Source organism: Microcoleus sp. PH2017_09_SFU_O_A, from assembly GCF_020738625.1.
Taxonomy (GTDB): domain Bacteria; phylum Cyanobacteriota; class Cyanobacteriia; order Cyanobacteriales; family Microcoleaceae; genus Microcoleus.
The window spans coordinates 127,229-146,289 of record NZ_JAEQCF010000004.1 but is presented as its reverse complement, the minus strand read 5'-3'; the positions used below and the strand labels follow the sequence as shown (position 1 = coordinate 146,289).

At 46.3% G+C, this 19,061-nt stretch carries 21 protein-coding genes and 1 tRNA gene; 8 read left to right on the top strand and 14 right to left on the bottom strand.

Going from position 1 to position 19,061, the window contains the following annotated elements; translation table 11 throughout:
• Positions 1-90: 90 nt before the first annotated feature.
• From JGK16_RS02585 to JGK16_RS02575, 3 genes are all read left to right on the top strand, one after another.
• Positions 91-1,569 (top strand): NAD(P)/FAD-dependent oxidoreductase, encoded by a 1,479-nt coding sequence (locus tag JGK16_RS02585; protein ID WP_293189418.1) that lies wholly within the window; start codon positions 91-93, stop codon positions 1,567-1,569.
• A complete protein-coding gene (locus JGK16_RS02580) occupies positions 1,557-1,739 on the top strand; it encodes a hypothetical protein (protein WP_293175246.1) in 183 nt (60 codons plus the stop codon). The genes JGK16_RS02585 and JGK16_RS02580 overlap by 13 nt, the downstream gene beginning before the upstream one ends.
• 138 nt (positions 1,740-1,877) lie before the next feature.
• On the top strand, positions 1,878-2,279 hold the full coding sequence (locus JGK16_RS02575; RefSeq protein ID WP_293175248.1) for a hypothetical protein: 402 nt from the start codon (positions 1,878-1,880) through the stop codon (positions 2,277-2,279).
• 282 nt (positions 2,280-2,561) lie between these two features.
• Here the strand turns inward: JGK16_RS02575 and JGK16_RS02570 are convergent, their stop codons facing one another.
• The 6 genes from JGK16_RS02570 to JGK16_RS02545 all read right to left on the bottom strand — a co-directional run bounded on the left by JGK16_RS02570 (position 2,562) and on the right by JGK16_RS02545 (position 9,893).
• Positions 2,562-3,935, bottom strand: a complete 1,374-nt coding sequence (locus tag JGK16_RS02570) for an ABC transporter substrate-binding protein (protein WP_293189420.1) — start codon at positions 3,933-3,935, stop codon at positions 2,562-2,564.
• A gap of 421 nt (positions 3,936-4,356) precedes the next feature.
• Positions 4,357-4,491 carry a hypothetical protein gene (locus JGK16_RS02565; RefSeq protein WP_293202723.1) on the bottom strand — a complete coding sequence of 45 codons (135 nt, stop codon included), beginning with the start codon at positions 4,489-4,491 and terminating at the stop codon, positions 4,357-4,359.
• A gap of 183 nt (positions 4,492-4,674) precedes the next feature.
• Positions 4,675-4,761: transfer RNA gene (locus JGK16_RS02560), tRNA-Ser, on the bottom strand.
• A 60-nt stretch (positions 4,762-4,821) separates the two neighbouring features.
• Positions 4,822-7,470 (bottom strand): ComEC/Rec2 family competence protein, encoded by a 2,649-nt coding sequence (locus tag JGK16_RS02555; protein WP_293175252.1) that lies wholly within the window; start codon positions 7,468-7,470, stop codon positions 4,822-4,824.
• Positions 7,471-8,152: 682 nt separating this feature from the next.
• Positions 8,153-8,632, bottom strand: a complete 480-nt coding sequence (locus tag JGK16_RS02550) for a DUF4079 domain-containing protein (RefSeq protein WP_293149068.1) — start codon at positions 8,630-8,632, stop codon at positions 8,153-8,155.
• A gap of 916 nt (positions 8,633-9,548) precedes the next feature.
• Entirely contained in the window at positions 9,549-9,893 is a 345-nt protein-coding gene (locus JGK16_RS02545) for a DUF1815 family protein (protein ID WP_293148941.1), read from the bottom strand.
• Positions 9,894-10,047: 154 nt separating this feature from the next.
• Here JGK16_RS02545 and JGK16_RS02540 point away from each other — a divergent pair, with 154 nt between their 5' ends.
• The gene (locus JGK16_RS02540) at positions 10,048-10,179 is read left to right on the top strand and encodes a hypothetical protein (protein ID WP_293175254.1); all 132 of its coding nucleotides are present in this window, start codon (positions 10,048-10,050) and stop codon (positions 10,177-10,179) included.
• Between the two features lie 32 nt (positions 10,180-10,211).
• On the opposite strand, the gene radC is transcribed toward JGK16_RS02540, so the two are convergent.
• The 3 genes from radC to JGK16_RS02525 all read right to left on the bottom strand — a co-directional run bounded on the left by radC (position 10,212) and on the right by JGK16_RS02525 (position 11,412).
• The gene (gene radC, locus JGK16_RS02535; protein WP_293175256.1) at positions 10,212-10,943 is read right to left on the bottom strand and encodes a DNA repair protein RadC; all 732 of its coding nucleotides are present in this window, start codon (positions 10,941-10,943) and stop codon (positions 10,212-10,214) included.
• A 28-nt stretch (positions 10,944-10,971) separates the two neighbouring features.
• Positions 10,972-11,103, bottom strand: coding sequence for a hypothetical protein (locus JGK16_RS02530; RefSeq protein WP_293202721.1), 132 nt, complete (start codon positions 11,101-11,103; stop codon positions 10,972-10,974).
• 69 nt (positions 11,104-11,172) lie between these two features.
• Positions 11,173-11,412 (bottom strand): hypothetical protein, encoded by a 240-nt coding sequence (locus JGK16_RS02525; RefSeq protein ID WP_293175258.1) that lies wholly within the window; start codon positions 11,410-11,412, stop codon positions 11,173-11,175.
• 239 nt (positions 11,413-11,651) lie between these two features.
• Here JGK16_RS02525 and JGK16_RS02520 point away from each other — a divergent pair, with 239 nt between their 5' ends.
• A complete protein-coding gene (locus tag JGK16_RS02520) occupies positions 11,652-12,668 on the top strand; it encodes a succinate dehydrogenase/fumarate reductase iron-sulfur subunit (RefSeq protein ID WP_293175260.1) in 1,017 nt (338 codons plus the stop codon).
• A 93-nt stretch (positions 12,669-12,761) separates the two neighbouring features.
• Positions 12,762-12,953, top strand: a complete 192-nt coding sequence (locus tag JGK16_RS02515) for a chlorophyll a/b-binding protein (protein ID WP_293175262.1) — start codon at positions 12,762-12,764, stop codon at positions 12,951-12,953.
• A 491-nt stretch (positions 12,954-13,444) separates the two neighbouring features.
• Here JGK16_RS02515 and JGK16_RS02510 read toward each other — a convergent pair whose 3' ends face one another.
• The 4 genes from JGK16_RS02510 to JGK16_RS02495 all read right to left on the bottom strand — a co-directional run bounded on the left by JGK16_RS02510 (position 13,445) and on the right by JGK16_RS02495 (position 18,375).
• Entirely contained in the window at positions 13,445-14,077 is a 633-nt protein-coding gene (locus JGK16_RS02510; RefSeq protein ID WP_293189422.1) for a pre-peptidase C-terminal domain-containing protein, read from the bottom strand.
• Between the two features lie 151 nt (positions 14,078-14,228).
• The gene (locus JGK16_RS02505) at positions 14,229-15,677 is read right to left on the bottom strand and encodes a trypsin-like peptidase domain-containing protein (protein ID WP_293175266.1); all 1,449 of its coding nucleotides are present in this window, start codon (positions 15,675-15,677) and stop codon (positions 14,229-14,231) included.
• Positions 15,678-15,881: 204 nt separating this feature from the next.
• On the bottom strand, positions 15,882-17,015 hold the full coding sequence (locus JGK16_RS02500; RefSeq protein WP_293202719.1) for a redoxin domain-containing protein: 1,134 nt from the start codon (positions 17,013-17,015) through the stop codon (positions 15,882-15,884).
• A gap of 547 nt (positions 17,016-17,562) precedes the next feature.
• Positions 17,563-18,375 (bottom strand): Ycf66 family protein, encoded by an 813-nt coding sequence (locus tag JGK16_RS02495; protein WP_293202717.1) that lies wholly within the window; start codon positions 18,373-18,375, stop codon positions 17,563-17,565.
• Between the two features lie 105 nt (positions 18,376-18,480).
• Between JGK16_RS02495 and JGK16_RS02490 the strand changes: the two genes are divergently transcribed.
• The gene (locus tag JGK16_RS02490; RefSeq protein WP_293202715.1) at positions 18,481-18,636 is read left to right on the top strand and encodes a hypothetical protein; all 156 of its coding nucleotides are present in this window, start codon (positions 18,481-18,483) and stop codon (positions 18,634-18,636) included.
• A gap of 34 nt (positions 18,637-18,670) precedes the next feature.
• Here JGK16_RS02490 and JGK16_RS02485 read toward each other — a convergent pair whose 3' ends face one another.
• Positions 18,671-18,790, bottom strand: a complete 120-nt coding sequence (locus JGK16_RS02485; protein WP_293175272.1) for a photosystem II reaction center X protein — start codon at positions 18,788-18,790, stop codon at positions 18,671-18,673.
• A 77-nt stretch (positions 18,791-18,867) separates the two neighbouring features.
• Here JGK16_RS02485 and JGK16_RS02480 point away from each other — a divergent pair, with 77 nt between their 5' ends.
• Positions 18,868-19,038 carry a hypothetical protein gene (locus JGK16_RS02480; protein WP_293175274.1) on the top strand — a complete coding sequence of 57 codons (171 nt, stop codon included), beginning with the start codon at positions 18,868-18,870 and terminating at the stop codon, positions 19,036-19,038.
• Positions 19,039-19,061: the final 23 nt, after the last annotated feature.

Genomic DNA, 19,061 nt, shown 5'->3' with positions numbered 1-19,061 from the left:
TGAAATTACGTTGTTTTCTTGAGTCCGCGGAGGCGGACATCGTTTGTATAGGAGCGGTTTCAACCGCCGTCTTATCTGACAAATTTATTTATGCTTGATTATGATTTAGTGATTATTGGTGGAACTGCGGCCGGACGTTATGCTGCTTTGACTGCAACTAATTTCCCGGCTCGCGTTGCTTTGGTGGAACCGCTCAGTAATTCTCAAGATTTGCCGGCGGGGGGGAAAGAGTCGATCGCCCTGGGTTTGAAATACAGCCAAACTTTGAGAGAGGCTGCTCGTTTTGCTCACCAGATGAGCCACCCACAGTTCGGACTTCGCCCAGATCTGGCTAATTCCGAAATGCCGATCGCATTGCAGTTTAACGGGGTTAAGAAGTGGGCTGACGGCGTTGTTTCTAATTTGTCAGAAATTGACGATCTCGCCGTTTTAGCTGCTCGCGGGGTTGATATTATTTTTGGTAACAGCGAGTTTGTTGCCAAACCGAATTTGGCTTTGATTGCGGGCGATCGGAAATTGCGATCGCGCTGTTATTTGCTAGCTTGTCCAACTCTACCTGCAATTCCCAATATTGAAGGACTTTCGTCTGTCGGCTTTTTCACTTCCGAAACAGTTGGGGAATTAGCAAAACTGCCAAAGTTGCCGAAAAGTTTGGCTGTAATCGGTGCAGATCCCAGCGGTGTTGAAGTGGCTCAGACTTTTTCTCGGCTGGGCGTTGCTGTGACTTTGGTGGTGAAAAGTTCCCAGATTTTGGCTAAAGAAGACCGCGAGGCTGCTGGTTTGGTGCAAGCTGGAATGGAAGCTGAAGGAGTGCGGATTCTGACTGCGACTGAGGTGACTCAAGCTAGGGTGATTGACGGTAAAAAGTGGATTCAAGCTGGGGCAAGGGCGATCGAAGCTGAGGAGATTTTTCTCGCCGCTGGCCGCGGACACAATTTTGCATGGTTAAATCTGGAAGCTGCTAGGGTTAAATTTAGCGATCGCGGGTTGATTTTAAATGAAAAGCTGCAAACAACTAATTCTCGAATTTACGCTTGTGGCGATGTTGCTGGCGGTTATTCGTTCCCTCACATCGCCAATTGCGAAGCTGCGGTTGCTGTGAAAAATGCTTTGTTTTTGCCGATGTATCAAATAGATTATCGCGGGATTCCTTGGGCGATTTTTTCCGATCCGCAGTTGGCGAGGGTTGGCTTGACAGAAGCGCAAGCAAGGCGCCGTTTTGGAGACGATTTGATTGTGGCTAGGGAATATTTCAAGAATGTTGAAAGAGCTCAAATGTCCGGGGAGACAACGGGTTTTTGTAAGATTGTCGGGCGGCGTGACGGGGAGATTTTGGGAGCGACTATTGTCGGCCCGCAAGCTGCGGAGTTGATTCATGCGATCGCCTTTGCTGTGCGTCACGGAATGAAGGTTGAGGCGATCGCCGAACTTCCTTATATTTGGTCTAGTTTTTCGGCAATTAACGGTCAAACTGCTGCTGTTTGGGAGTCGCAGCGTCTCCGCAGCAATACTTTTATGCAGAATTTGTGGGAGAATTTGTTTCACTGGCGCAGGTATTGGAATCGATAGTTTTGGGAATTGGGCATTGGGAATTGGGCATTGGGCATTGGGCATTGGGCATCGGGCATTGGGCATCGGCCTTCCCAGGGCATTGGGTGCGGGTAGTCAGAAACCGGGTTTTTTGGGAGAATACTTTGTTATGGCGTGCAGATTGGGAACAAAACCCGGTTTGTGAATGATTAAACCGCAGAGGCCGCAGAGAGCGCAGAGGAAGAGAAGAGAGAAAAGCCCTTGATTTAGTGGCCAATTATGAATATGATAACCAATATCAAAACTTGAAATACAGTCGAGATACACTACTACCCGAGGTTTGATTCATGGATTGCAAAACTGCTACTTTGGTTTACGAAACCGGAAATCCCCTGGAAAACATTCGCAAGATATTTCCCGAAGCTTGGCAATTTTTGACAGCTCAGTCTGCCGCTTTTGTGGCTGGTAAAGATGATGCTTTTGATGCGGAGATTAAAAAGTCGATCGGCAAAACGCCTTTTGGGTTCAGAATTACTCACCGCGACGATACTGAACAATTGACAAAAGATATCTCTGAACTGTTGGGCGATATTACTTCTCGGTTACTTTTGGAACAGCATTTTTCTCAAGTTGTCGGTCGTCCTCTTTATTTCAGCACGATTTGCTGTTCCAGTCACCTAACAGCCGATCGCGAATTGACATTAGATGAAGTTTTGCCGATTCAGCGGGCTGCTGTTAAGTTGCAATAGCAGTTAGACATTAATCATTAGTAGCTGTAGGGTGCGTCGCCATCGACAATAATCAAAAAAGAGGGACAATCTCATCGCGACGCACCTGTCCCAAGATTTTTGTTGTAGCAAGCTTTTTTATAAATATTATAAGGTGAGTCGCCGCTAAAAAAGTTGATTGAATGCTGCATGATTTTTAATGGCGACACACCCTACGCAGACTAACAAACCGCAAAGACGCGAAGGTTGAGAAAAGAAGGGAAAGAGTTCAATTTGTGCCTGACTCGCTCTTGTGTCACCCAATCACGGGAGCGTCACAAACCTGTAATCGTTGCCTTGGCGTTTAACCTGTACTAAAATCGCTTTGTTCCATCGATCGCCCGTTGGCAAAAACCTCACATCTTCACTCGCACCAGAGGTAACGAAATTCGGAGCCCTAAGTGCTTGTTGCAATCCTTCTCGCGTATTGCTGCGCTGCAAACCGCTCATAATAGCTTTCGTCGCATCAAAACTCGTGGCGGTTCGCCAATTCACGGCACCTCCCCACTTTTGAATCGCATTCTTAGAAAATGGGTTGTTCGGATTAGTGTCAGGATGCCACGGAACGGACAAAACAAGCCCGTCAACGTCTTTGTTCCCCTCTTTTACCGTTTGAAACGTGTACAGTGTCGTGCTGCCGTAGAGCGCTAATTTGCCAGTATTGAGGCGAGCTAGGTCGATCGCGCGATCGATGCGATCGATATGAGGTGCTAGCATTAACGCTTGTGCACCTTTGCTAACAGCATCAGCAATGCTAGCACTCGAATTAAAAGTTGGCGTTGAAAAGTCACAAACCGTAGGCACTACCTTGCCACCCAAAGCCGAAAACGACGAAACAAATTCATCCTTAAACGATACGTTATCAGGAGCTTGAGAATCATAACAGATAGCAACATTAGTTTTGCCAGCTTTTTTAACCATATATTCTGCTAAAGGAGCCGCCATCGATTGAATCGCGGGGACTGTCCGAAAAATATAGCTACCGAAAGCTGATAAATTGTTAGCAAAGCTAGTTGGTGTAACCATCACCAGTTTTTTTTCTTGATAGGTGGGAGCAGCAGCTAGAGAAGCATTGCTAGCATTGTGTCCGACGACTGCTAAAATTTTCGGATCCTTTACGAATTCGGTTGCAACTTCTTTGGCAAAATCTGGACTGTTGTCATCGTTCGCAATCAAAACTTGCAAACCCGCACCATTAATCCCTCCCCCAGCATTAACTTCCTCTTGAGCTTGGGCAACTCCTCGGAGCATTTCTTGCGCTACATTCGGGTTAGTGCCAATCGGAACGCTGACGGCTATTTGCAGAGAATTATCATTATTGACTTTGGCATTATTTAAATAAATTAGAGTCTCTGGATCGTTGCGATTTTGTTGCAGCGATTCCCGAAAGTTTTTAACAGCTTCTTTGTAATTACCCTCAGCAAAAGCTTTGACACCTGCTTGTTTTCCTGCTGTTTTTTGCGATTGCATCAATATCTTATCTCCCAAACTGAGACGACTGTTGCCAGAAACTGATCTAGGTAAAATTCCGCCCTTTAATATCTGTGGAATAAATGTGAATGCACCCCAGGCAATCAAAGGAAATGCAATAAAAACAATTGGGGGCGGGCCTTTCCTTTTTTGAGGTTGTTGATACATAATTAGTTCTCCTGCACTAGATTTTGTTTAGATACTTTGATTTATGTCAGCATTTCCTGGCACAGTCTAATAAATCTGTTACTTACCAGAAAATACTCCTGGTTGCAACCTGTAGAAATATCTACATATATTTGATTTAGCTGGACGAGTGCAGTATTAGCTGCTAGGCTTTGGCGACATGGGTTTCTTCCTGTCCTAGGTTCATATGATGATTATGAATAAAAGCTTTTTTAAAGTCAATTCATAAAGTCATTGGATGGACTCATAAAAATCATATTGTTAAGTTCATAAAAGTCATATTCGCCTAGGTTGGCTTCAATAACTCATCTCATGCCTGTTGTATTACCGTAATAAAACGTGTTTGTAGTGAGGACTTTAGTCCGCATCATCCGAGGACTAAAGTCCTCACTACGAACCAACTTTATTGGGAGCGTTCTTTTCGGACATGATAGAATTCTTCCACAATACTGTATATGTGGCTCAAAACAGCAGTTGGGCGATCGCTCTTTCCGTACATAAATAAGATGCGCGGTTTGAAGTTTAAGAATTGTGTCAAATTTTCTATCATTGTAACAAAAGCAAATTGTCAAGTCTCTCAAATGAGTTGTCACACAAACTCCTAACAGCAGCGAGGTGGAGGAATTATTGGCTTTTTCTAAATCTTCACTAAAATATGGCGTAAGATATGCAAGTTTATCTTGATGTACTTTGCATATCTTACGCCAGAAGTCCTGAAAAACGGAGAGGGTGGGATTTGAACCCACGTTAGAGTCACCCCTAAAGTAGATTTCGAGTCTACCGCATTCAACCGCTCTGCCACCTCTCCAATTGATTTGAGATGCGAGCTAAAAGTATTTTACCGCACTGTGCGCCACATTGTAAATCCTTACAGAAAAGAAGTTTGATTTTCTTCCGATTCCAGAGTCGTCTTAAATCCCCCTGCTGGTGTCCACTGAAGAGCTCCGTCGCGCCCTGTCCAGAAAATCTGGGTTTTGCTTTGGCGCAGTTGGGCGGCGGTTTCTGGGTCGATTTCGTCCGCAGATGCGATCGCCACTTGCGGCCCAACTGCGCTCAATAACTCGGCTGTCAGGGTTTTTCCCGACCACCACAGCACTTCTACCCGCTTCAATGTTCCCGTGGCTGCTAATCTCTTTGATAACATACTTTGCGCTTCCGGTGTCATGTCACCGACAAGCAACCAAGTACGCTCGCCCACCAGTAATTCTACCACCGGGATTTCCGCGTCCACGAACTGCAACCGCGTCAAACCCAGATCAATTTTGCTGTCAGTTTCTAAAGGAAAGTAAACGCCTTGGCGAGATTGCACAGCCGTTATAAATTCCTGATTGCTGCCGCGGTTAATTTGTTTGGGAGCGTTATTATCATAAAACGTTTTAATTGGCAAGCGTTGTAATAATTTTCCCCAACCGCCGCTCAAGCCTAAATGACCGTGAGTGGCGATCGCAAAATTCACAGAATTAACTCCTTGCTGCTGCAAAAAAGGTAACAGCGTAAACCTCACCGTATTTTCATCACCAGTATTAATTAGCGTCACTTTTCCCTTATCTTGAATTACCAAAACTGGTTCCCCAGATGTCGCCAGCAAAGTAACTTGAAATAAAGATGATTGAACGTGCCAAGCTGGCAAAACTACGACTCCAATTCCCGCCATCAGCGCCAGCGGTAAAATCCAAGCCGAAGAAATCCGCAACGCAAAAACTCGGCTTTTCCCCTGCTTCCCTCTCCCCTTTCCTTGATTCTTGCCTTTTCCTAATTCCTGTTTCCCTCTCCTATCTTCCTGTTTCCCTTTTCCCTCGGACTTTTTCCTTCTATCCGTTACATCCGTTACATCCCGCACATTGCTCGTTGCCGAACTTCCCCCCAGCCAAACCCAGCAGATTAAACTGTAAAGCGCGATTAGCTGAAACACCGATACTTGGCCGACAGCTACTGAATTACCGGGCAATTGTGAGAAATATTCGGCGATCGCAATTAACCCCTTTGCCGGATAGTCAAGCAGTTGGGCTAACACACTCCCAGCCGGCGGAAAAATCAATCCAGCTAAAGCGCTAACCATCCCGCCAATACTCAAAATCCACAGTAAAGGAGCCGCAATAATATTGACTAAAATGCTGTAAGGTGATACCACACTAAAAACGTAAAGTAGCAGTGGCAGCACCCACACTGAAGCGGCGATGGGAACCACCAGAATTGAAGCGATCGCAGGTGGCATCCAGTCGAACTTTGCCATCAGCGGCGGCGCTGTCACCACTAATCCCAGAGTTGCCAAAAAACTCAGTTGAAAACCTAAATCCCAAATCCACAAAGGGTTAACTAGCAGTAAAATAGTAGCAGCGATTAACAGCAATCCCAACGGCTTAACTTCGCGACTTAGTACCAAAGCAAATAGTGTACCAAATCCCATCAAGGCGGCGCGGCAGATTGAAGCTTCAAAGCCTGTTAATCCCACGAGCAAAAATAAAGCACTGACGCCAAAACCAAATTGTAATTGTTTGGAAAAGCGCCTGGTTAAAGCTAAAACTAAACCCAAAACCATCGAAACTTGAGTACCCGAAGCTGCGATCGCGTGGGCTAATCCAGCCTGCACAAAAGAGTCGCGGATGGTGTAGGGTAAATCAACTGCTTGTTTGCCCAGGGCGATCGCACTGATCAACGGCCCTTCGGGAACACTCAACTGTGATACTTGCGATCGCACAATCCGCATCCGCATCGTTTGAATTGGCGACGGCTGCATCCCGGTTGACTCCCAGAAAGCACCCGTTTTGGTGTTAAGTCGATTGACATCCGCGATCGCATTTTCTCTCTTCCAGTCAATCTGACGCCCTTTGAGTCCTGCAAAAGCCCCTTCTCTGGCTAAATAGGCTTGAAAATCAAAAGCCCCCGGATTCGACGGCGGCTGCGGTTTGTACAATGAGCCCACAACTGCGATCGTATTGTCGGCATACAAGCCCGTTGCTTGCAGCAGGGGCACTGTAACGTAGAGTTTGCCGGATACTGGGCGGTTGACGACTACTCCTCCTTCGCCGCCGTTGATTTCGCTAACTGCATCCGTGTCTAGCCAAAATTGCGATCGGCCCGATCGAGTTAATCGGGGCGTACTAGCCAGTCTACCGCGAACTGTCACCGCCACTTCTTGAGTGTTTCCGCCAACGGGAATCAGTTTGCTGATGTCATTCATTGCCGGTTGGGGCGATCGAATTGCAAAATAAATGCTCGCCAAAAATGCGATCGAACCCGCGACAGCCCACACCCATTTTGCTCTCGGCAGCATCTCAAGCAAGCTCAATTTTTCCCTCGTTTCTAAGGGTTCCTCCAGAGCATTTTCTTTCGTTCTGCTGCGTCTTTTATTAGTGGTTTTGAAAGAGTTCCTTGTATACTTTAACAACAATTTAGGCATGGCGACTGCGACCGCTATTCCTAAAGCAAATATCCCGTACCTACCCCAAGAAACTCCTGTAGAAATCAATCCCACAATGTAGGCAATACAGAAAATGACACCCGTTGCTTGATTCATTAATTAGAAACTATGGAATTAGTCAGTTGTCAGTTGTCAGTTGTCAGTTGTCATTAGTCATTAGTCGGGTGCAAGGCGAATATATCCGTAGGGGCGAAGCATGACCGCAGAAAATAGGAGATTATAACTAATAACTTATATGCGGTCATGCTTCGCCCTCTTCAAAAACCAGATGCACCCCATTAGTCATTAGTCATCCGTCATTAGTCATCCGTCATTAGTCATGTTTTGCTGTTTTTGCGATCGAACGTTATTAGTCATTAGTCATCAGTCATTAGTCATCAGTCATTAGTCATTAGTCATGTTTTGCTGTCCCCCCGCGATCGAACCTTATTAGTCATTAGTCATCAGGCAGAATGAAATAAATAGAATCAATCGTTACCGCAATTTAATCACTTCCTAACTGTCTTGGTAGTTACTAAGATTAGCAATTTTTGCGATCGCAAATATACTTTCTTTTACTTTTCAAAACCGCACAGCTTAAGCTGAAAACCAGATATTTCGGTTTGAGTCTTCGTTTCCCTTCCCCTAAATTCTCCTAAAAAATGGCAGTAGGAGTTCACTTTAAGCGCTCCATTCCTGCTCCTGGTGCAAGAGACACTTTGCGTCTCTTGTCCCCCCTTTTTTTAGGTAGGTTAGGGGGGAACGCAACTCATCTGAACGAGAACAGACTGGTACTACCTTAAATAGACAGACCTAATTTTAAACCGAAAGCCGCGTGCAGCACCATAAGTGCCAGGGCAGTTGTGCCCAAATAAGCGTGAACCGCCCGCAGTGCCAGCTTATTGCCTCCAAAACCTGTCAGTGAAATCAAGCTACCAACAGCGAGCAAAACCAGCACTCCCGAACCCGTCCAAAAGTGCGGGCTTTCCATAACAGGCTTGTGCTGCATTACCAGCGACAGCAAGCCGCCTGTGTAGCCCAAAGCTAGAAACAGAAACATCCACGGTGCTAGCTTGCGGTGATCCGCTCGACTTTTGAGCGCGACATCCTTATCGGCGGCCAAACGTCCCTGCCATCCCGTATATCCGACGAAGCTACCCATGGCCACAACCACGATTCCCATCATTACAGGATGTCCCCAATGGGTAATTGGTTCGGGAATTCCGAGACTGCGAAATTGGCTGGCGATGGGTTCTAGAAGTTCGCTTAAATTTACCATTTGATTCTGACTCCAACCTTGGGGATAAATATTTTGGGAGAAAATATTAATATATTATAAAATATTAGTAGCAACTGCGATCGCGCACTTCAAAAAACAGTTGACAGTTGCCAGTTGCCAGTTGACAGTTGACCTAATGATGAGTGATAACTTCCGCGGCTACAACGGTCAAACATGACGCAGAAGCTTAAAGTTACACAAAACTTAGCCGGCTAAAGCCGGCTGTGAGATTTTTTACAGCAGTGATGCTGTTTTAAGTTAATTGTGAGCTGTTAACCAACCTTATCAGCTAAATCGAAAAGCAAAAATAAACGCAATTCGTCCGCATATCCACCCTGGGGCGGCTTTTCGCCCAATCTTCACAGCCTCATCCTCACTCTGGATGTTAAATTTTACCTGCCTGCTCATAGTTAATTTCAATGCCTTGACTTTTGAATGTCAAAGTGAGAAATTAACATCGCAGGCGACGAGCATTAGCAGTTTTACTTTTGGCAAATCGCTCTTAAGACAGAATCAACTGCTGCCAAAAAACTAGAGGTTCCAAGTTAGACACTTTTTGCATAAAGTTATGCAGATACCTTTAACCTAGAAAAATCGGGCTGATGCCGGAGTTTTCTGTCTGTGGCACAATCTGAAATGAAACTTTCACGTCAGATGTTGCGGTATCTGTCAAAGCTTTTAACTGAATGTTAAAAGCACCATTGATATCGCGTCATATAGCATGACTGCTGTCGGCCCTGGCAGACTTCGATCGACTGACGGCTAAAATGAGTGTCTGAAAGCACCCTGAAATTACCCTTGTCTATTGAGCTGCCATTGCTGTGCAACCTGTTCCTCTCAACTAACTCGTTGGGGATTTGGTTGCAGGTGGCAAACACCGACTTTCGCTGTCGCTTTCCTCAGAACCGTGCAACTGCTAAACTCGCTGCGCCGTCGCCAAAGTAGCTTCCGAAGGTTGGATTTGGTACTTTACGAGATTTGCCAGTTCTTGTAACTGACTAATTGCCTCTGCACCTTCTAGTTTCATCAGTTCGCGATCGTCCCGCATCTCAGTCCATGTGATACCGTAATCTGACACTAAAAATCGAATCAGATGGTTGTCCGTCAAACTGACCATAAATGAGGCACTGTTCATCTGACCCCCGCAAGTGTAGCAGGATGCCAAATAACCCCGACGCTCTAGCACGATCGCCAAAGCCTGGAGGTTCATGACCAAATCTTGGACGAATTTACGGTGTTGTTCTGCAAGTCTCAGAAACACAGTTTTTCTCCTATCACCACGCCGTATATTTTACACCCAATTTCATAATTTCTTAAGAATTGAGTATCTAGGTGCTGGTTCAGTATACGTTTAGTATGCTGAAAAAAAATCGAATTAGCGACCTCTTCAGCCTACCTTTACTAGATTAACCGAGTTGCGATCGCAACTAAGTATCAGCAGCGACATTAACCTCAAACACTATGTAACCGTAGACTCCAGCCCCCACAAAACTTCTGCTGTGACGGCTGATTCAGCCCTCGAACAGCCGAAAGATACAAATAACTAATGATAGCAATCGAGTTAGTTAAGTATAATAGTTCAATCGCCCTGGGGATACTCCTCCCAAAGCGTCGTAGTCTGTCGCAAGCTCCGAAAATCGCCATTTCCCAAAATCAAGTGATCCAGCAGCGGAATCGACAAAAACTGCGCTCCAGCAAGCAACTGCCGTGTCAAAGCAATGTCTTCCGGGCTCGGCTCGACATTCCCCGAGGGGTGATTGTGCGAGATAATCGCCCGCGTTGCCCCAAGGCGGATCACTTCCCTAAAAATATCCCTGGGATGAGCTAAAGTTTCGGTAGCTGTGCCGATCGTAATTACTTGAGTACCCAGCAGCCGATTTTTCACATCCAGCAGCACCACAGCAAAACGTTCCTGAGACTGCCACATCAAATCCTGACTCAGAGCATCCGCAGCAGCTTGTGGAGAGTCCACCACGGCCATGTCCGGCGGCCGCGACTGAAACACCCGTTTCCCCAACTCCACCGCAGCCAAAATCGAAGTAGCCTTGGCTGGGCCGATCCCGTGAATCTGCGTCAACTCCTGCACGCTAATGCTCCGCAGTACACCCAGAGGGTCACGGGAATGCAAGCTCAACTGATTTAAAATATACTGTCCGAGTCCGACAGCCGAAAGTTTGCCGGGGCCCTGACCGGTACCCAGTAGAATAGCAATCAATTCCGCAGTCGCCAAACTTTTCGGGCCGCCGGCCATCAGCCTTTCCCGCGGCCGTTCGCTACTCGGCAAATCTACAATTCTCAAGCTGTAAGTCATAGATGGACTCGCACCGCAAGCTCAACAATTAAATCATATTAGCCGATCGATCGTCCCTGTTCAAATCAGTACGATCGCCCAAAACAGCTAAATCATTAACCGAGGCTGTTAGCGCGTGCAAATCTAACACAACGTTTCGATTTTCGATCGAGCCGATCAAAGCTACCTCTAACAGGTAAAATTGCCCGTAACTGTGCCATTAGAGCCAGGTGCGCTAGCACCCCCTCGTTCATCGCCAAGATGTGCTACCCCTAGATGCTTGCGATTCTGTGGAGCTCAGCAGCGAGGAAACAGGCTGTGGCTGCTTAGGTGCTGCCAAGCCAACCGATACAAAGGAAGCGACCATCAAAACGCCGTAAACAGCCACAGATAGCTTGCGAGTTGCCAGTCCCACCCATTGAGGATTTACTAAACCCAGACAAAATGCTGGCGTTGAAAACATGAAAGTTAAAACAAACAAGCTGGACATCAGGCACCTCCTCCTTCGCGAACTGCACCGATCGATCACTTGTTTATCCAATTATCAGCTAAAAAATCCGCTGAAAACAGTTGCGATTGATGATTTATAACTTAAGGATTATTGCCGTTTCTCAAACAATAATCAAGCTGCTTAAATCTCACGCTTTAGCTAGTTGTTAAAAAATAAATGTCTTTTTATATCGCCAGAAAATCTAGCTTAAAATAGAAACTAAATTCTTTACTCAAAATATGCAAGTCCGCTTTAACGTAGTCCGCCAAAATCAAAACGAGGCTCCCCGCGTTCACACTTACACCCTAGACGTGGATGAAAGCAATACCATCCTAGACTGCCTCAACAGCATCAAGTGGGAACAAGACGGCACTTTAGCTTATCGCAAAAATTGCCGCAATACAATTTGCGGCAGTTGTTCGATGCGAATTAACGGGCGATCGGCTTTAGCTTGCAAAGAAAATGTCGGTAGCGAACTTGCGAGATTGCAAAAAATAGCCCATTCGAGTTCAGCAGAACAGCCAGCCGATTTTATCCCAGAAATTACCGTCGCCCCCATGGGAAATATGCCGGTAATTAAAGATTTGGTGGTTGACATGACCAGTTTTTGGGACAACCTGGAAGCTGTTGAACCCTATGTCAGCACAGCCTCGCGAGCAATTCCCGAACGCGAATTTCTGCAAACTCCCGAAGAGCGATCGAAACTCGACCAAACTGGTAACTGTATCCTCTGCGGCGCGTGCTATTCTGAGTGCAACGCTCGGGAAGTCAACCCGGAATTTGTCGGCCCCCACGCCCTCGCCAAAGCTTACCGGACGATCGCCGATTCCCGCGACAGCGAAACCGAAAATCGGCTGGAAAAGTACAACGAAGGAACCGCAGGCGTCTGGGGCTGCACCCGCTGTTACTACTGCAACTCGGTTTGTCCGATGGAAGTGGCGCCGATGGATCAAATTGGTAAGATTAAACAGGAGATTCTCGATCGCAAAGACGACCAAGCCAGTCGATCGATCCGCCACCGCAAAGTCTTAATTAATCTCGTTAAAGAAGGTGGCTGGATAGACGAGCGCAAATTCGGTATCGAAGTAGTAGGAAACTATTTCCGCGACGTTCAAGGCTTGCTGAGTCTGGGCCCGTTGGGTTTAAGAATGCTCGCCCGCGGCAAATTCCCCTTGTCCTTTGAGCCTTCTGAAGGTACCGAAACCGTGCGAGATTTGATCGAATCGGTGCAAAATTTAGAAAAGTCGGCAGATTAGCGATCGGCGGTCAATTTCGGGTAAATTACAAGTTGTGCGATCGGCAATCTTCCCAAAAATCCTGACTCAAAACTCACAACTCAAAACTTTTAAATGACTGCTAAAACACCTCCATCACCAAAACCGACAACTCCAAATACCCCACAACCAGCAGAACCTGCTTTTGGCTGGAATGCCTACGCCGAAAAAATCAACGGACGATTTGCAATGGTGGGATTCGTGGGACTTTTGCTGCTAGAATTCTTCACCCGCCAGGATTTTTTTACCTGGCTGGGCTTGCGTTAAATTCAGTATAACTCGGTGGATAGCTACTGATGCGTAATATCATTTCCGCTCCAACAACACTGTAAAATTGGTTCGATCGTTTGGACTTCAAGTCCTCATGATCCGAGGACTGAAGTCCGAACAATCAAACAGCTTTCTCAAAAAGATGAGGTATGACTGACAGCTTATATAATCAGTTCAACTAAGAGGGCCCAAGCCCAACAACGTACCTCATCTCTCTGAGAACCGCTATATCACTTTTCAAGAGGGCGAAGCATGACCGCATATAAGTTATTAGTTATAATCTCATATTTACTGCGGTCATGCTTCGCCCCTACACACATATTTGCAAAACCTGAGATGCACCCGGTAATTTGCCCGACATGATATACATCCTCTCCCTGAAAAACAGGTAAAAAAATAGATAATCATCCATTTTCAACCTACATTCCTGCTTGTAAAACCTGGAAATTGAGTTAAGTAATAGAAATAGATACTGGATTTAGAGCCAATTAATTTCCAGTCACTTCACGGATAATCAAACTGTACTTACCTTTACCTTTTGGAGGTGGATCGTAAGCATTGACAACTACGCGGTAGCGGCCGCTCGCAGACAAGGTAACAGTTAGCTCAGAATTGGAATTTTGCTGCGTGACATCATCATTTTCTCCCAGTAGCTCGCCCTGGGAGTTGAGAACAGCCAGATAAGTATCAAACTCGCTACTTTCTACATTGACAACCACTTTCTGACCCTGAGTGCCTTCAAAGGTGTACTCATCGTACAAACTGCTGTCCGAGGGCAGTACCGAAGACTTAGAAGTTGTGAGTTCTCCCTTTTGCTCTAAAATGATTTTTGACGATCGCCCATCAGGACTTGGCGAAGGTTGTACAGTTGGGGTCTGAGTTGGCGAGGCCTTTGGAGTTGGCAGCCCAGAAGGCGACGGGCTGGGGCTTGCTTGAGCTAAAACAGCCTTGCCCGCTTGACTCGCATTATGTGAATTTTGAGGAAATTCTGCTGAAACGATCGGGGAACTGCTGTTAGTAACTTCACCTGGATTTGACACTGGTACCGAGAGAGTCGGTTTCCCAGAAAAAATAGCTAGTAGAGCAATTGGCGCGATCGCCCAAAATCTAATTTGACCCATGAATTACCTCGATAGTCAGTTGACAGTTGACAGTTGACAGTTGACAGTTGACAGTTGGCAGTTGTCAATAGTCAGTTGTTAGTTGTTAGTTATGAGAATGAAGAACGTTTTAACTGCCAATCACTAATCACCAATTACCAATTACCAACTTTTAGCGGATAGTTAGATTGTAACGACCCCGACCCGAAGCATCATAAGCATTGACAATCACGCGGTAGCGACCCGTAGCTGGCAAAGTAACGCTCAGAAACGCATTTTTGCTCGAATCGCTCGCATCGTCATTTTCTGCCACTAATTTGCCGTTAGGGTCAAAGATAGCCACATAGGGATCGAAATCTGTACTTTCCAGGGAAATGCTGACAGACTGACCCGATCGACCTTCAAAAGTATACTCGCGATACAGACTGTTATCAGAAGGCAATACCGGGCCACCTGCGACTAAAGCGCCTTCTTCTTGCAAAATCGCCCGAGAAGGTGCGCTAGGAGCACTCGCTTTGAGTTCTAACGTATAAGCCCCCAACTGCCTAGCTTCGTTGGAATTTGCCAGCAACGTGTAAGTGCCATCTGCTGGCAGCCTGACTGTAATTCTGGCGTTTTTACTGCCTGCTCCGTCATTGTCTTGCGCGATTTCGCGCTCGTTGGGGCCGAGCAAAATTAAATAAGGGTCAATCTCTTGACTTTTCATTTCTATTGTGATTTGCTGTCCCGCTTTTCCCTCAAAGGAGTAGAGGTCAAAAAAGCTGTTGTCTGCGGGCAGAATGCTAGACTTGTCGGTAAGTTTGCCTGTGACGGCGGGCCCGTTTAACGCAACTTTTTGAGGTGATTTGCTGCCAAATGGCGATCGCCTTTGAGCAACGCGGGGAGCTCGCCCTTCTCGCACCGCACTCAAGAAAGCTGGCACTTTGTCTATGACAATTGCAAAACCGATACCGATATTGCCTCCGCCCTGGCCGCGAGTAAAAATAGAAGTATTGACGCCAATTAATTCTCCAGAACTATTAAGCAGCGGGCCGCCGGAATTACCGGGATTGATGGCCGCGTCAGTTTGAATTAAGCCACGGGCTGCGTCGATGCGGCTGACGATTCCGACTGTAAAAGTACCTTGAAATCGACCGAAAGGATTGCCGATCGCAAATGCTTGTTGTCCGACTTTCACCGAACCGGCACGGGCTAAAGGAATTGTCGGCAAATTGGTTTGACCGCGAATCTTCACCACGGCTAAGTCTAAACCTTCTTCGCCGAATCCAACGACATCGGCGACCAGTTTTCTGCCGTCTGACAAAATTATATTTACGGTACCGCCGGCAGAAACAACGTGGGCGTTGGTTAACACCATGCCGTCGGGGCTGATAATTGTGCCGCTACCGTTAGATTTAGCTGTATCGACGGTAACAACCGCCGGACTGGCTTTTTCGTATACCCGAATATTCGTTTGTTCTTCGGCATTTTGGGCGATCGCGCCTGGGAAACGCACAGAGTTAAATTCCGCTAAATTTGCCTCCTGCTGTCGGGGGGGCACCTTAACAACCGCAGCAGCCCTGGCTGCAACCCCAACTATGAAAATTCCTGATACCGCTAAACTTAGAAGTTTGAAATTCATGAGCGTGAATTAGTATTTTTTAACGATCGGCAGCTAGTAGTTAGGTGTTCGGGTCAACTGCTAACTATGGCCTGTAATTATTTTAGGACTTGGAGAGGGCTATTGATAAATTTAAGCTTGAGATTGCTTTAAGATTTAGCCTGCTGCTGAGTTTTTGGTAAATCGATCGACTTATAGGGCCAGAGTTTGGTTGCAAAACTAAGATCAGCCAGCAGTTTCGGCAATTCTCGAATCTTCTGGCGAGCGATCGACAATATACTTAAAATTAGCGTCCCGCACCAAAGCATCCTCATCGCCGTAGAAAAAAGACAGCAAAGCAAAACGCTCACCGCTAATCATCGCCGTCGCTTCGTGCAGCAAAGAACACGAAAAAATAATCGCCGTGCCAGAATCTCCTTTATAACCGTGCGGCGCGTACTCCGGAAACCGCAAAAATCCCCCCGTGTACTCCCCAACATTCAAGTTCAAAGTCATCGCAAACCTGCGGTGCACCGTACCTTTGCTCGTATTGTCGCGGTGTGGATGAAAATAACCGCCACTTTGGGCATCGTAACAAGCTATTAAATACCGTTCAAACCGAGTAATTTTAAACTGGAAAGCTTTTTGTACTTCCGGTACCACCCTACGCAGAATAATCGCACTCAATTTTCGCTGCAAATTCGGGTTTTCAATAAATAAATCTCGACGTTTCTTGAAATTATCATCGTGAATGCCAACAGTTTTCCCGTCTATTTGCCTCATAAAACCTGAGGGAGTGCCGCCGTCAGCTTTGTATATATCGATCAAACTGCGGCAACATTCTCTGTCCAAAACGTTAGGAATTACCAACACCGGGGTGTGGCGAGTCGCTGGTCGGGCTTCCTCAATTGGGGGCAAAGTTTTGATAAAATCCAATACTTGCTGGGCGTGTTGGTGCGGTTCGCCCATCGGTAAAATGTTAATTATCTGAAGGTTTTCGTTGAGAATAAAAGTTTGGGGTGCATAGTGAACTCCCCCAACTCCATTTTGTTCTACATCTTGGCAAACACCGTACTGCTGGCTGATTTTTTTGTCGAAGTCCCAGAAAAAGATGAATGACGGAGCCATTAGTGTGACTCTGTTTTGTTCTTTGTCTGCTGCATCAACGCTCACTCCCAACAGCGGTACTTGCAAAGTCTTGAATTCTTCTGAAAGCTCTTGAAAGCTTTTGAGGATAACTTGGATTTGTTCAAAAGCTGCGCTAGCAAAGAAAAACAGCACGACTCGCCGGCCGCCAACCGTCGAGAAATGAAATAAGGGGTTATTGCTGGAAGCAATCGAAAACCAAGGCGCCGGATCTCCTATTTCCAGTAAGGGCATATTGCTGATTTTAGATTTTAGAGTTTAGATTTTAGACTATTGTACTTTGAGTTAGTTCCAGAGGTTGTATTTTCTGCGATCGAAGGGGTTTGTAGTGAGGACTTTAGTCCGCAAAAATCAGAACAGGTTTGTAGTGAGGACTTTAGTCCGCATAAAGAAGGACTAAAGTCCTCACTACGAACCTGATAAGGATTATTTTATAGGAATACTATTAAATATATTTAAATAGTTTTTTTTGGGAATTTTATGGTTATTTTACTTGACCAAGAATTTCTTGATGGTACCCGCCACGTGATTTATCCATGGAATCAATCCCAAATCGAAAATCGAAAATCCTCAAGCCCTCGAATTTATCCGTGGGGTCGCCTCTAAAATCTAAAATCTAAAATCTAAAATCGATTGATTGAGCTGTCTTTAAAATTTTATTTTATAGTTATTTAAACATTCTAAGATATGAGAATAAGTAGATGGGCATCAATAAACGCAACTTAATTTTTGTCTTGCTCGCGGGAGAAATGTTTAGTTTAACCCACCTACTTATCTGTGCCTATTTGTCGAAATTGGGGGAACTATCCGGTTGGTCTTCCGGGTATTCTACGGGGCGATATTCCACGTAGTCCGATGGCGGTGCTTCTACGTCACGGTTGCTGGGGCGAGACCTCGATGCTTCCGCTGGCCGAGGTTTTTTGGTTCTCGGCGGCGCGTCAGAACTGCGGTTTTCCGAAGTTGGGGGGCGGTTGCGGCTGCTGCGGGCCGGTCTTTCTTCGGGGTTGTCTGAAACGTCCCAGTTGTCAGAGCCTTGGGCGGGCGGGGCTTCTGGGCGCGCCGGACGTTTGCGCGAGGGAGGGCGATCGATCGACTCCCGAGATGTGTTCGCGCTACCGTTGCGATTCGACGAAGGACGGCGGCGGGGCTCATCGTCGTAGGTTTCCCGCGAGGAACGACTTTCTTGACTACCTCTAATCCGGGGACGCTGCGGGTAGTCTTCCTCTGGTTCTATCTGGTCGAAGTCGTTATCGTAGCCGTCGTAAGCGTAGGCGTTGCTGACTGGTCGCTCTTCATCTACGTATTGCGATCGACTTTTAGCTTGGGCTGTGGTCGCTCCCCGCAATTTGATGCTTTCGGCTGCAAAAAATATGGCGGAACCTGCAAGCAGAAATTGACCGAATGCCAGAATTGGGTCAAGCCGCCATCCTTGAAATAACAGAATACCGCCACAGAGCAAGCCCACGGCTGCAAAAAAAATATCGTGGTCTCGGGCTAGTTTGGGACGCCACGATCGCAGAAAGTACAGTCCTGCCCCTGCTACTGCTAGGATGATCCCTAACAGGCTGCTCAAGTTCAATCCTAAATTGACCATTAGCCTATCTCCTATGTCTTTCCTATGTTAGCGAGTTAGATTTTACTTCTATCATTAAGTCTGTCAGTCTGTTATTCCGACTGTGGTTTCACAGGGCAGCATCCGGTGAAGCTTTCAGAACAGGGAAGCGCACCTTATAGTTATGAGTTTAACGGGAAAAAACCTCAGCTTGGCCGTCAACCGAAGGTTTTGCCTTCACAGTTGCTGGTAGCCGAGGTTTTGGAAGCGGGGAAATGCCCGATCGTGCGATCCCAAAATTGACTCGCGCGCCGGACGCTTGAAACCCGCAGACTTTTTAGGTGCGCTTGATTTTGTCTTTTTGGCTGATAAAGATCAGGGCGATCGTTGCTGGAATGACTACCAGCGAAATGCCCACAAGCAGGCTGTACAAAAAGTTAGCGAGTGAAGGAGTCATAAATTCAAAGCCTTTGTTACAACAATTTGATTTTTATTAATTTTATCAGCAGTCAGTTCTCAGGGAGAAGTTCGGCAATGGATTTTGCAAGGGATGTGGTGCTACCAGCAATATTTTTACCCTGGAAAACTCTCAGTCTCGCACCCTCAAACCCTCTAACTCTTTCCATCCGAAGGTATAAGGCCGGAAAAATTTTGTCGATCGTGTTCGATCGCACCTGTGAAACGGTTAAAATTATGAAAGGCTGACGTAACAAAACTTAAGATTTTCG